Genomic DNA, 13,113 nt, shown 5'->3' on the forward strand with positions numbered 1-13,113 from the left:
AGGGCCCATATCTCATGGCGGACACATTCCAACTGACGCTGGCGCAACTCAACCCGGTTGTCGGCGACCTCGCGGGGAACCGCGCCAGGGCCCGTGCCGCCTGGGAACAGGGCCGGGACGCGGGCAGCGACCTCGTGGCCTTCCCTGAGATGTTCATCACCGGCTACAACACCCAGGACCTTGTCCGCCGTCCGGCCTTTCATGCCGCCGCCATCGAAGAGGTGCGCGCACTGGCTGTGGAATGCGCCGACGGCCCGGCCATCGCCATCGGGTCGCCGTGGCTGGAAGGCACCGACCTTTACAACGCCTATCTCATCCTGAAGGACGGCGAGATCCACACCGCGGTGCAAAAGCACAACCTGCCCTACAAGGCGGTGTTCGACGAGGTCCGGCTTTACACCCCCGGCCCGCTGACCGGACCCTATGCCATCGGCGATGTCCGCATCGGCAGCCCAATCTGCGAAGACGCCTGGTACGAGGACGTCGCCGAGGCGCTGCAGGAGACCGGCGCCGAGTTTCTGTTGGTGCCCAACGGATCGCCCTACCACCGCGACAAGTACGAAATCCGGCTCAACCACATGGTCGCCCGCACCGTCGAGACCGGCCTGCCGCTGATCTACCTCAACATGGTGGGCGGTCAGGACGATCAGGTCTTCGACGGCGGCTCGTTCATCCTCAACCCGGGCGGCGAGATGGCGGTGCAGCTGCCGGTCTTCGACGAAGAGATCGCCCACGTCACCCTGACCCGCACCCCCGACGGCTGGCGCGCCGACAAGGGCCGTTTCGTGCCCCATCCCGACGCCTGGGAGCAGGATTACCGCGCCATGGTCGAAAGCGTGCGCGATTATATGCGCAAGACCGGCTTCGGCAAGGCGCTGCTGGGCCTGTCGGGGGGGATCGATTCGGCCATCGTCGCGGCGATCGCCGTTGATGCGCTTGGCCCCGAAAACGTCCGCTGCGTGATGCTGCCGTCGGAATACACGTCCGAGCATTCGCTCGAGGATGCTCGGGCCGTCGCCGAAGCGCTGGGCTGCCGCTACGATTTTGTGCCGATCGGTCCGGGGCGCGCCGCCATCGAGGCCACGCTCGCCCCCCTGTTCGAGGGCACCGAGCCGGATGTCACCGAAGAGAACATCCAGTCCCGCCTGCGCGGCCTTCTGCTGATGGCGCTGTCCAACAAGTTCGGCGAGATGCTGCTGACCACCGGCAACAAGTCCGAGGTCGCCGTCGGCTATGCCACGATCTACGGCGACATGGCGGGCGGCTACAACCCGATCAAGGATCTCTACAAGACCCGCGTCTTCGAGACCTGCCGCTGGCGCAACGCCAATCACCGCCCCTGGATGATGGGCCCGGACGGCGCGGTCATCCCCGACCGGATCATCACCAAGCCGCCCTCGGCCGAGTTGCGCGAAGACCAGAAGGACAGCGATTCGCTGCCCGACTACCCGGTGCTCGACGCGATCCTGCAGATCCTCGTGGACGACGAAGGCTCGATCGAGGATTGCGTCGCGGCGGGCTTTTCGCGGGACGACGCGGTGCGGGTCGAGCATCTGGTGTATATCAGCGAATACAAGCGCTTCCAGTCCGCGCCGGGCACGCGGCTGACGCGGCGGGCCTTCTGGCTCGACCGGCGCTATCCCATCGTCAACCGCTGGCGCGACGGCAAGCGCGCGCAGCGACCCTGACGCCGCGCGGCGGTCATAGTCTTGGCGCAAATCTCTGGCAGGAACGCCCCATGACGACACCACCGCGCCTTGGCTATTTCGTGCCCGCCTTTCCGACCCAGACCCACGCGTTTTTCTGGCGCGAGGTGCAGGCGCTGCGCGCGCTGGGCGTCGATGTGCGGCTGTTTTCATCGCGCAGGCCCGCGCCCGAGGAATGCCCCCACGCCTTCGCCGAGGCCGCCCGCGCCGAAACGCATTACGTCTTCCCGCCCCGCGCGACGGCAGCTGCCGGCTGGCTGGCGCGCCGCCCCCGGCAGGTGGCGACGGCGCTGTCCTACCTGCGTCGGCTCGAACGGGGCGGGGTGAAGGATCGCGTGCGGGTGGCGGCGCTGCTGCCCTCGGCGGCGGATCTCTGTGCGGCCTGCGACGCGCAGGGGATCGACCATGTGCACATCCATTCCTGCGCCGATGCCGCGCATCTGGGGGCGCTGGCGCGCTTGCTCGGGGGGCCGGATTACAGCATCACCGTCCACGGCAATCTCGACGTGTACGGCTTTGATCATGCAGCAAAATTTGCGGATGCCACCTTGGTGACGACGGTCACGCGCCCGCTGCGAGACGAGGTTCTGGCGGTGGCGCCGGGGCGGCATGTCCCGGTGATCACCATGGGGGTCGAGACGGCGCGCTTTGCCGCGGATCGCACTGACCGGCCCGATGGTGCACCGGTTGAATTCCTGTCGGTCTCACGGCTCAACCCGGTGAAGGGGCACGTATTTTTCCTGCAGGCGCTGCGGCGGCTTGTCGATGAGGGACACGCGCTGCGCTACACCATCGCGGGGTCGGGCCCGGCGGAAGGCGCCATCCGTGCCGAGATCGCGCGGCTTGGCCTGCAGGACCATGTGGCGATGGTGGGGCCGCTGTCACAGGACGCGGTGCGGGACGCCCTGCAGGCGGCCGATGTCTTCGTGCTGACCAGTTTCGGCCATGGCGAGGCCGCGCCGGTCGCGGTGATGGAAGCGATGGCCGCGGGCCTGCCGGTCATCTGCTCGCGCATCGGTGGCACCGCGGACATGATCGCAGATGGCGAGGACGGGCTTCTGGTGGCTCAGCGCGACGTGGATGCCATCGGTGATGCGGCACGCAGGCTTTGCGTGGATGCCGGATTGAGACAGCGAATCGGCGTTGCCGCGCGGGCGCGGGCGCAACGCGATTTCGATACCGCGGCAACCGCCAGGGCGCTCTGGGACGCAATCGGCGCCGCCCGGCAGCCCTGAACCTCGGCCCACGCGCGTTGCGTCGCGCCCTGCGGGGCCGCCCCGTGCCCCGGACCCGATCCGGGGCCTCACCGGGCCCTGTGCTATTCCCACCACCGGTCGATCGTCGCGATATCATCGTCGGACCAGCCAAAGTGATGCGCCAGTTCATGCACCGTGACATGCGCCACCAGGTCGGCGATCTCCACGTTGCGCCGGTCGTGCCATTCCGCCAGGATCGGCTGCCGGAACAGCCAGACCGTGTCCGGCCAGGGGGCGGGGTCAGAGAAGCTTTTCTCGGTCATCGGAATACCGTCATACAGCCCGGTCAACTCGCGTGCATCGGTGATACCCAGATCGCGCAGCATGTCCGGATCGGGCCAGTCCTCGACCCGCAGCACGATGCCCGCCGCCCCCTTGGCGAAGGGCGCGGGCAGGGTTTCGATGGTCTGGCGGGCAAGCGCCTCCATCTCGGTCAGGCTGATCTCTGTCATGCGGGGGATATGGCCCCTCGGCCCCCCAGAGGAAAGCACCCCCATGTAAAACTTGTGCTTGGGACAAACCGGGGTCCCGGTGCAGGATGGCGCAGTCATGACCGACAACAAGACCCAGCCCAACGACGCCTCTGTCACGGCCTTTCTTGATCGGGTCACGCCCGAGCGGCGCAGGGCCGATGGCAAGCGTCTCGATGCGCTGTTTCGCGACGTGACCGGGTGGTCGCCGGTGATGTGGGGCGGCACCATGATCGGCTATGGCACCTACGATTACACGTATGACAGCGGTCGGTCGGGGCGGTTTCTGGCGACAGGGTTTTCGCCGCGCAAAGCCGCGCTGTCGATCTATATCCTGCCGGGCTACACCGATTTCAGCGCGATCCTGTCGCGCCTCGGCAAGCATAAGACCGGCAAGTCCTGCCTTTACGTGAACAGGCTGGCCGATATCGACGAGGAAGTGCTGGCCGAACTGATCCGCGCCGGGCTGGACGATCTTGCGACGCGCTGGCCGGTGCGTCCCAGCTAGGACAGCGCGAACTCCGCCAGCGGTACATACACCGCGCCGTCACGGGTCAGGATCGACTCGTAAAGCACCACCTCGCGGGCCGGAATGCCGCGCAGCGCCATGGTGTTCTCGCGCGCAAGAAACGCCGCGAGCCTGGCCTCGTCCTCGAGCGTCAGACGCTCGGGCAGCCGCGCGAAGGTCACATGCGGGCGAAAGCGCCGCCGCTCAAGCGCGAGGCCCGCACCGTGGAGCCGGGATCTGACCCGCGCCTGCAGGTCGATCAGCGCGGCACCGCCATGCGCCTGCAGCGCCAGCGCCCGCCCGAAACTCCTGATCCCGGCGAGGTCGAAGGTGAATTCCGGCGGCGACAGGGTCTCGAGCGCATCCGCCACCTCGCGCAGCAGCGCCTCTTCCGCGTCGCCCAGAAAGGCCAGCGTCAGATGCGCGTTCTCGCTGGGCACCGCGCGGCCCACATCCAGGCGGTCGGCCATCGCCTCGAGGACCTCGGCATCGGAGGCGGGGATCGGCAGGGCGATGAAGGCGCGCATCGGGGCACCGGGTCTGTGGCGGTCGGGTCTGGGACGGGCGGGTCTGTCGCGCCCGGTCCCAAGCTGGCCGCGTCGGACCGAAGCTGCAAGGGGGGCCATATGGACAAGTGCGGGGCTTTGTGAAAGACGATCCGCCAATCCAGACCGAGGACCCCCCGATGACCGTGACCCGCTTTGCCCCGTCGCCCACAGGCTATATCCACGTGGGCAATCTGCGCACCGCGCTGATGAACTGGCTGATCGCGAAGCAGGAGGGCGGCACCTTCATCCTGCGCATCGACGACACCGATCCGGAGCGGTCGAAAGAGGAATATGTCGACGGCATCAAGCGCGACCTCGACTGGCTGGGCTTGGGCTGGGACCGGGTCGAACGGCAGTCCGAACGGCTCGACCAGTACCACGCCGCCGCCGATGCGCTGCGCAAAAAGGGCCGGTTTTACGAGTGTTTCGAAACGCCGGTCGAACTGGATCTCAAGCGCAAGAAGCAGATGAACATGGGGCGCCCGCCGGTCTATGACCGCGCGGCACTGGCCTTGTCCGAGGCCGACAAGGCCCGCCTGCGCGACGAACGGGGCAACGGCCATTGGCGCTTCAAGCTCGACCAGGAGCGGATCGAATGGGAGGACGGCATCCTCGGGCCGATCTCGATTGACGCCGCCTCGGTGTCGGACCCGGTGCTGATCAAGGGCGACGGGCAGTTTCTTTATACCCTGGCCTCGGTGGTCGATGACGTCGAATTCGGCGTCACCCATGTGGTGCGCGGGTCGGACCACGTCACCAATACCGCGACGCAGATCCAGATCATGGCCGCGCTCGGGTCGGGCCATCCGGTCTTTGCGCATCATTCGCTGCTGACCGGACCGCAGGGCGAAAGCCTGTCGAAACGGCTGGGCACGCTGGCGCTGAAGGACCTGCGCGCGGCGGGAATCGAGCCCGAGGCGCTGTTGTCGCTGATGGCGCGGCTCGGGTCGTCGCAACCCATCGAGCTGCGCCTGTCGCTGGACGAGATCGCCGAGGGCTTTGCGCTGTCGCAATTCGGCGCGGCCCCCACGAAGTTTGACGTCAACGACCTCTATCCGCTGACCGCGCGCAAGTTGCACGGGCTGCCCTATGCCGAGATGGCCGATGAGATCCGCGCGCTGGGCGTGCCGGACGACAAGGCCGAGCTGTTCTGGCAGGTGACGCGCGACAACATCTCCACCCGGGCGGATCTGCCAGGGTGGTGGACGCTGTTTTCGCAAGGCGCCGAACCCCGGATCGACGCCGAAGATGCGGCATTTGTGGCCGAGGCCATGACGCTGCTGCCGGACCCGCCCTATGACGCGGACACCTGGTCAAGCTGGACGCAGGCGGTCAAGGCCAAGACCGGACGCAAGGGCAAGGGGCTGTTCATGCCGCTGCGCCGCGCGGTGACCGGCATGGATCGCGGTCCGGAAATGGCCGACGTGATGCCGCTGATGCAGGTGGTGCGCGCCCGGTCCGGCTGAGGCAACCGGCGAGACCCCGGTTCGGGTCCGGGGCAGGTCAGCGCCTGGCACGCGGATCGGCCCCGTGCCCAGAACCCGTGCCCCAGAACCCGTGCCCGAAGACCCGGTCAGGCCTTTGCCCGAAGCCCCCGCGCCGCGAGTTCCGCATCGATCCAGGCGATGTCTTTCGCGCTCAGGGATTGCGCGCGCGAATAGCGCGGCTGCGCGCGGTCGTTCAGGATCGGGGTGTCCCAGTTCTCGGTCGTCTCGAAGAAGCGTCTCGCGCCGTCTTCGCCGAACGCCTCGAGATAGCCTTGCAGCACCACGTCGAGATAGCTGAGCAGAATCGGACTGTCGCCATGCGGAACGACGCGGCGCGTTTCGGGCACCGAATAGATCGCGATGGAATGCAGTTCGTCCACCGGATGTGCTATCTCGGCGGTGGCCTCGATCCGGTCATACGCCTTTTCACGCAGGTCCAGCGCGCCCCAGTCATGACCGGGCACCGCCGCGATCAGCCCGTCGATCTGCGCCTCCGGTGCCCGCACAGCGGTCAGAATGGCCAGCGGATGCGCGTCCACGGCGACCCAGGCACGATGCCAGCCACGCGCCGTGGCAAGGTGCGCCGGGCGGTTTTCATGGGTTCTCTGGTTCACCAGAGACCCGTATCCAAAAAAGAAAGGTGTGGTCATCCCCCCCTATGTGCGGGCATGATGGCAAAAATCAATAACCTGTCGCCCATCGCAGGACAGGTGTGCAAAACCTCTGCGTCATCCGGAAGGCGGACCGATGCGCGTCACCAAGCGAACGAATATAGCGGCGCGCGTCCTGATGTATTGCGCGGTTCACGCGCCGCACCTTGTCACCAAGGCCGAGATTGCGCGCACCTGCAATGCGTCCGAACATCACCTTGGCCAGATCGTGAACCAGCTGGCGCAGCTGGGCTATCTGGAAACGCGGCGCGGGCGGCATGGCGGACTCAAGCTGGCGCGACCGCCGCACCTGATCCCGCTGGGCCCGCTGTTTCGCGCCTTCGAGGCGCGCGCGCCGCTGGCGGAATGCTTCGACTCGGTGACCAATACTTGCCCGCTGATCGATGTCTGCCGGTTGCGCCACACCCTGGCCGCCGCCGCCGAGGCCTTCTATGGCGCGCTCGACGAGGTGACGCTGGACGACCTGGTGCTGGACAACGCGCCCTTGTCGCGGGTTCTTGGCATCGACGGGCCGTCTGCCTCGCTTGCAGAGGCGGCACCACTCGATTAACCATATCGCACGCGATGGGAGAACCGGCAGAGATGCCGGTGCCGAAGGAGCAACCGCCCCGGAAACTCTCAGGCCCAAGGGACCGTCGCGGGCAAAAACTCTGGAGAGAGGCGCGGCGGGTATTGCCCGGCCCGTGTCCGCCGAAGGGATAACGATCTCAGGCACCGGGACAGAGGGGGCGTTCCAGGCAGGGCTTGCCTTGCCGCTCACGGGGTGCGGGGCCGTGACCCCGGACCCGATGCAAGGGAGGGGACGCCGTGCCAGAGCCCGACACGCGCGACTACGACGACTGGCGCAACCTCGAATGCGGCTGCGGCATGCCGCACGGACCGGGCGGCGGCCATGCGCCGGGCTGCCCGGGGCCGATGGCCGCGACGGCGAGCGAAGCCGCGCCGCGTACCGAGGCGGGCCTGCTGAAGACGCCGCTGCACGCCCTGCATGTGGAACTCGGGGCCAGGATGGTGCCTTTCGCGGGCTATGACATGCCGGTGCAGTACCCGCTGGGCGTGCTGAAGGAACATCTGCACACGCGCGAGAAGGCGGGGCTGTTCGATGTCTCGCATATGGGCCAGGTGCTGTTGCTGTCGCGCAAGCGCGATGCGGCGGAGGCGCTCGAGACGCTGGTGCCGCAGGATGTGATCGGGCTCGGGCCCGGGCGGCAGCGCTACGCGTTCTTCACCAATGACGCGGGCGGGATCGAGGACGACCTGATGATCGCCAACAAGGGCGATCACCTGTTCCTGGTGGTCAACGCCGCCTGCAAGGACGCCGATATCGCGCTGATGCGTCGCGGCCTGGAACCCGGCGTCGTCGTCAAGCACATCGCCACCCGCGCGCTTCTGGCGTTGCAGGGGCCGCGCGCCGTGCAGGTTCTGGCCCGCCACGCCCCCGAGGTCGCGGACATGCAGTTCATGGACGTGCGCGACGTGGTCGTGGACGGGGTCGCGCTGTGGGTGTCGCGGTCGGGCTATACCGGCGAGGACGGCTTCGAGATCTCGATCCCGGCGGATGCCGCCGAGGGATTCGCGCGCAAGCTGCTGGCCCATGAGGATGTCGAACCGATCGGACTTGGCGCGCGCGATTCGCTGCGGCTCGAGGCTGGGCTGTGCCTTTACGGGCACGATATCGACACCGAAACCACCCCCGCCGAGGCGGGCCTGACCTGGGCGATCCAGAAGGTGCGGAGGCAAGGCGGCGACCGCGCGGGCGGCTTTCCGGGCGCCGCGCGCATCCTGCCCGAACTGGCCGAAGGTGCCGCGCGCAAGCGCGTCGGGCTGGTGCCCGAGGGGCGTGCGCCGATGCGCGAAGGGGTGGTCCTGTATGGTGAGGAGACCGGCGGCGCGCCTATCGGCCAGATCACCTCGGGCGGTTTCGGCCCGACATTCGGCGGACCGATGGCCATGGGGTACGTCCCGGCGGCCTTGGCGGCGCAGTGCACGGTGCTATTTGGCGACTTGCGCGGCAAGCGCCGTCCGCTCACGGTGGCGGCGCCACGCTTCGTGGCCCCCAGTTTCAAACGATAGTCATCCAGCAGGTACGGGAGACCCCGCATATGAAATACACCGAAGAACACGAATGGCTCGACATTGACGACGACGGTATCGTGACCGTCGGCATCACCGCGCACGCGGCCGAACAACTGGGCGACGTGGTGTTCGTCGAATTGCCCGACGTGCCCCGGACGGTGTCGAAGGACGACGAGGTCGTGGTGATCGAATCGGTCAAGGCGGCCTCGGAAATCCTGGCGCCGCTCGATGGCGAGATCGTCGAGGTCAACGAGGTGCTGACCGACGCGCCCGCGAAGATCAACGAGGATCCCGAGAGCGAAGCGTGGTTCTTCAAGATGCAGATCGAGGATGCCTCGGCGCTTGACGAATACATGGATGAAGCCGCCTACAAGGCCTACATCGCCTGAGCGCACAGTCCCGTCCCCGGCGCGCGTGGCCGGGGACGGGACTGCGTATTTGCAAAATGGAAAGGGGCGGGGGGCGCGCATCCGATGCCGCGCGGCGCTGTTCCCACGCCCTGGAAGGAGACGTCGCATGGCCTTCACGCCGACCGAGTATGATCCCTATGATTTCGCCAACAGGCGCCATATCGGCCCGTCGCCCGCGGAAATGGACGACATGTTTGCCACGCTTGACGTGGCCGATCTCAAGGCGCTGATCGACGAGACGGTGCCGCAAGGGATCCGGCAGGCCGAACCGCTCGATTTCGGGGCGCCGCTGTCGGAACGGCAGCTGATCTTCGAGATGCGGCAGATCGCCAAGCAGAACCAGGTGCTGACGACGATGATCGGGCAGGGCTATCACGGCACCGTCACGCCGCCCGCGATCCAGCGCAACATCCTCGAGAATCCGGCGTGGTACACCGCCTACACACCCTATCAGCCGGAGATTTCGCAAGGGCGTCTCGAGGCGCTGCTGAATTACCAGACCATGGTGTCGGACCTGACCGGGTTGGAGATCGCCAATGCGTCGCTGCTGGACGAGGCCACGGCCTGTGCCGAGGCGATGACCATGGCAGGGCGGGTCGCGAAGTCGAAGGCGCGGGCGTTTTTCGTCGACCGGAACTGCCACCCGCAGAATATCGCGGTGATGAAGACCCGTGCCGCGCCGCTGGGCATCGAGGTGATCGTCGGCGATCCAGACGCGCTCGATCCGCAGGCGGTCTTCGGCGCGATCTTTCAGTATCCGGGGACCGACGGGCGCGTGCAGGACTTTACGGGTCCGATCGCGAAGCTGCACGAGGCGGGCGCGTTGGGCATCGTGTCGGCCGATCCGATGGCGCTGTGCCTGTTGACCGAGCCGGGGGCCATGGGGGCGGATATCGCCGTCGGCTCGACCCAGCGCTTCGGTGTGCCGATGGGCTATGGCGGCCCGCACGCGGCCTATATGGCGACCAGGGACGACTACAAGCGGGCGCTGCCGGGCCGGCTTGTGGGCGTGTCGATCGATTCCCATGGCAACCGCGCCTACCGGCTCGCATTGCAGACGCGCGAGCAGCATATCCGGCGCGAGAAGGCGACCTCGAACGTCTGCACGGCACAGGCGCTTCTGGCGGTGATGGCCGTGTTCTACGCGGTGTTTCACGGCCCCGAGGGGTTGAAGGCGATCGCGCAGCGCATCCATCTCAAGGCGGTGGCGATGGCCCGGGGGCTGTCCGAGGCGGGCTTCGCGGTCGAGAACGCGACGTTTTTCGACACCCTCGCGGTCGCGGTGGGCGACAGGCAGCAGCAGATCATGTCAGCGGCCGTGGCCGAGGGGGTGAACCTGCGTGCGCTGGACGATACCCGCATCGGCATCACCCTGGACGAGACCACCCGCCCCGAGAAGATCGAGGCGGTATGGCGGGCCTTCGGGATCGACCGGACCTATGCCGACGAGGCCGAGTATCGCCTGCCCGACGGGCTGATCCGCAGCTCGGACTATTTGCAGCACGACGTCTTCCACATGAACCGTGCCGAGACCGAGATGATGCGCTACATGCGGCGACTTGCGGATCGCGACCTGGCGCTGGACCGGGCGATGATTCCGCTGGGATCCTGCACCATGAAGCTGAATTCCGCCGCCGAGATGATGCCGATCTCCTGGCCCGAGTTTTCGATGCTGCACCCCTATTGCCCGAAGGATCAGGCCGAAGGCTATACCCGGCTGATCACCGATCTGAACGCCAAGCTCTGTGCGATTACCGGCTATGACGCGATCTCGATGCAGCCCAATTCCGGCGCGCAGGGGGAATATGCGGGACTGCTGACCATCGCGGGCTGGCACCGCGCGCAAGGCCAGGGGCACCGCAATGTCTGCCTGATCCCGGTCAACGCGCATGGCACCAACCCGGCCTCGGCGCAGATGGTCGGCTGGACGGTCGTGGCGGTGAAATGCGACGCGAAAGGTTCTATCGACCTGGAGGATTTCCGCGCCAAGGCCGAGAAGTACGCCGACAGCCTGGCGGGCACGATGATCACCTATCCGTCGACCCACGGGGTGTTCGAGACCGAGGTGAAGGAGGTCTGCGCCATCACCCATCGCCACGGCGGGCAGGTCTATATCGACGGCGCCAACCTCAATGCGATGGTGGGGGTGTCGAAGCCCGGCGACCTCGGCGGCGATGTCAGTCACCTGAACCTGCACAAGACCTTCTGCATTCCGCATGGCGGCGGCGGGCCGGGCATGGGGCCGATCGGCGTGAAAGCGCATCTGGCGCCCTTCCTGCCCGGCGATCCGACCGCGGGCGGGGACGGCCCGGGGCCGGTGTCGGCGGCACCTTTCGGGTCGCCGTCGCTGCTGCCGATCTCGTGGGCCTATATCAAGATGATGGGCGGAGCGGGGCTGACACAGGCCACCAAGAGCGCGATCCTGAACGCCAACTACATCGCGACGCGGCTCGAGGGGGCGTATGACGTGCTCTATCGGGGGCATGCGGGCCGGGTGGCGCATGAGTGCATCCTCGATGTGCGACCGTTCCAGAAATCAGCCGGGGTCAGCGTCGATGACATCGCCAAGCGACTGATCGATTGCGGCTTCCACGCGCCGACGATGTCCTGGCCGGTGGCGGGCACGCTGATGGTGGAGCCGACAGAGAGCGAGACCAAGGCCGAGCTGGACCGCTTTTGCAACGCGATGCTGGCGATCCGCGAGGAAATCCGCGCCATCGAGGAGGGGCGGCTTGATCCCGAGAACAACCCGCTCAAGCATGCGCCGCACACGATGGAGGATCTGGTGCGCGATTGGGACCGGCCATATCCGCGCGAACAGGGGTGTTTCCCGCCGGGCGCGTTCCGGGTCGACAAGTACTGGCCGCCGGTGAACCGGGTGGACAACGTCTATGGCGACCGGCACCTGATCTGCACCTGCCCGCCGATGGAGGCATACGCCGAGGCGGCAGAGTAGGGCCTGCACCGGAGCCGCCCCCGGTATCCATCGACAAGACCGGGGGCTGGGTGCTGCAGGGATGGCCAGGGGCGCGGCGGGCCGCATGCGCGGTGGCGAAGGTCGCGCCGGAGTTCCGGGGGCTCAGTCCAGCAGGAACGCCCAGAGATCGCGCAGCCGTTCCCAGGTGGCCTTGTCCGAGGCCGCCAACAGATGGCCATCGCGCATGCCCGCCCGGTATTCCGAACCGTCGAGCATCGCCACATGTCCCCCCGCAGCCGACGAAATCAGCGTCGCTGCGGTGTGATCCCAGGGGGTCAGTTGCGTGGCGAGCACGAAGTCGACGCCCCCCTGTGCGAAGACGCGGTATTCGTGGCAGGCGCAGCGGATCTGCATGGCCCGCTGCAACTTCGGGAAGGTCGCGGCCATCGCGTCCTGCTTGTCGCGCGGCAGCAGGCTGAGGCCCACAAAGCCCGCAAGATCGGCAATCGCGCCGCCGCCCTTCACCCGCACCGGACGCGGTGCGCGGCGGCCCTTGACGAACTCGGCCGATCCGCCCGCATCGGCCCAGATGCAATCGTCCATCACCGGGTCGTAATGCAGCCCGAAGACCGGCACGCCGTAGCGCGCGACGGCCACGATGACGCCGAAGGTCGCGATGCCGTTGGCATAGTTCCAGGTGCCGTCTACCGGGTCGATGGTGATGGCCATCTCTGCATCGGGCAGGCCATCCGCGATCTTGGGATTGTCGGACACCGCCTCTTCGCCGACGATCAGCGCATGCGGGAACATCTGCTGCAGTCCGCGCGCGATCATCGCCTCGGCGGCACGGTCGGCGTCGGTCACAAGGTCCTGTGGGCCGGACTTGGTGCTTACCTCACTCGGCGACAGACTGCGGAAGCGCGGCAGGATCTCGGCGCGGGCGGCGCGGCGGACAAGGTTCAGCACCTGGCGCTTCTGCGCGCGGGTCAGGGTGGTGACTGTCATGGGCAGTGTATCGGACATGTCTTTCTTCCTTCAGCCAAGGCCCTTGGGTTACGCCAAGC

Annotated in this window: 12 protein-coding genes and 1 riboswitch; of the genes, 8 read left to right on the forward strand and 4 right to left on the reverse strand. The window is 67.2% G+C overall.

Annotated features, from left to right (window positions below; all coding sequences use genetic code 11):
• Positions 1–14 precede the first annotated feature (14 nt).
• Together ACXYMN_RS10530 and ACXYMN_RS10535 are read left to right on the forward strand one after the other, a co-directional pair.
• Positions 15–1,688, forward strand: a complete 1,674-nt coding sequence (locus ACXYMN_RS10530; RefSeq protein WP_459013583.1) for an NAD+ synthase — start codon at positions 15–17, stop codon at positions 1,686–1,688.
• Between the two features lie 50 nt (positions 1,689–1,738).
• A complete protein-coding gene (locus tag ACXYMN_RS10535; protein WP_459013585.1) occupies positions 1,739–2,941 on the forward strand; it encodes a glycosyltransferase in 1,203 nt (400 codons plus the stop codon).
• An 83-nt stretch (positions 2,942–3,024) separates the two neighbouring features.
• On the opposite strand, the gene ACXYMN_RS10540 is transcribed toward ACXYMN_RS10535, so the two are convergent.
• The gene (locus ACXYMN_RS10540; protein WP_459013586.1) at positions 3,025–3,414 is read right to left on the reverse strand and encodes a metallopeptidase family protein; all 390 of its coding nucleotides are present in this window, start codon (positions 3,412–3,414) and stop codon (positions 3,025–3,027) included.
• Positions 3,415–3,511: 97 nt separating this feature from the next.
• On the opposite strand from ACXYMN_RS10540, the gene ACXYMN_RS10545 reads away from it, so the two are divergent.
• The gene (locus ACXYMN_RS10545; protein ID WP_459013587.1) at positions 3,512–3,940 is read left to right on the forward strand and encodes a DUF1801 domain-containing protein; all 429 of its coding nucleotides are present in this window, start codon (positions 3,512–3,514) and stop codon (positions 3,938–3,940) included.
• Here the strand turns inward: ACXYMN_RS10545 and thpR are convergent.
• Entirely contained in the window at positions 3,937–4,467 is a 531-nt protein-coding gene (thpR, locus tag ACXYMN_RS10550) for an RNA 2',3'-cyclic phosphodiesterase (protein WP_459013588.1), read from the reverse strand. The two genes, ACXYMN_RS10545 and thpR, sit on opposite strands and share 4 nt — an antisense overlap.
• Before the next feature lie 158 nt (positions 4,468–4,625).
• On the opposite strand from thpR, the gene gltX reads away from it, so the two are divergent.
• The gene (gene gltX / locus ACXYMN_RS10555; RefSeq protein ID WP_459013589.1) at positions 4,626–5,954 is read left to right on the forward strand and encodes a glutamate--tRNA ligase; all 1,329 of its coding nucleotides are present in this window, start codon (positions 4,626–4,628) and stop codon (positions 5,952–5,954) included.
• A gap of 107 nt (positions 5,955–6,061) precedes the next feature.
• On the opposite strand, the gene ACXYMN_RS10560 is transcribed toward gltX, so the two are convergent.
• On the reverse strand, positions 6,062–6,589 hold the full coding sequence (locus ACXYMN_RS10560; RefSeq protein ID WP_459013590.1) for a gamma-glutamylcyclotransferase: 528 nt from the start codon (positions 6,587–6,589) through the stop codon (positions 6,062–6,064).
• Positions 6,590–6,722: 133 nt separating this feature from the next.
• On the opposite strand from ACXYMN_RS10560, the gene ACXYMN_RS10565 reads away from it, so the two are divergent.
• The 4 genes from ACXYMN_RS10565 to gcvP all read left to right on the forward strand — a co-directional run bounded on the left by ACXYMN_RS10565 (position 6,723) and on the right by gcvP (position 12,088).
• Complete coding sequence (locus tag ACXYMN_RS10565) at positions 6,723–7,196, forward strand: Rrf2 family transcriptional regulator (RefSeq protein ID WP_459013592.1); 474 nt, start codon at positions 6,723–6,725, stop codon at positions 7,194–7,196.
• Positions 7,197–7,201: 5 nt separating this feature from the next.
• Positions 7,202–7,291: riboswitch (glycine riboswitch) on the forward strand.
• 270 nt (positions 7,292–7,561) lie between these two features.
• Positions 7,562–8,719 (forward strand): glycine cleavage system aminomethyltransferase GcvT, encoded by a 1,158-nt coding sequence (gcvT, locus tag ACXYMN_RS10570; RefSeq protein WP_459013810.1) that lies wholly within the window; start codon positions 7,562–7,564, stop codon positions 8,717–8,719.
• Between the two features lie 29 nt (positions 8,720–8,748).
• A complete protein-coding gene (gcvH, locus tag ACXYMN_RS10575) occupies positions 8,749–9,111 on the forward strand; it encodes a glycine cleavage system protein GcvH (protein ID WP_459013593.1) in 363 nt (120 codons plus the stop codon).
• A 127-nt stretch (positions 9,112–9,238) separates the two neighbouring features.
• A complete protein-coding gene (gcvP, locus tag ACXYMN_RS10580; RefSeq protein WP_459013595.1) occupies positions 9,239–12,088 on the forward strand; it encodes an aminomethyl-transferring glycine dehydrogenase in 2,850 nt (949 codons plus the stop codon).
• A 123-nt stretch (positions 12,089–12,211) separates the two neighbouring features.
• Here the strand turns inward: gcvP and ACXYMN_RS10585 are convergent, their stop codons facing one another.
• On the reverse strand, positions 12,212–13,072 hold the full coding sequence (locus ACXYMN_RS10585) for an inositol monophosphatase family protein (protein ID WP_459013596.1): 861 nt from the start codon (positions 13,070–13,072) through the stop codon (positions 12,212–12,214).
• Positions 13,073–13,113 lie beyond the last annotated feature (41 nt).

The sequence above is a fragment of the Roseivivax sp. CAU 1753 genome (genome assembly GCF_054482575.1).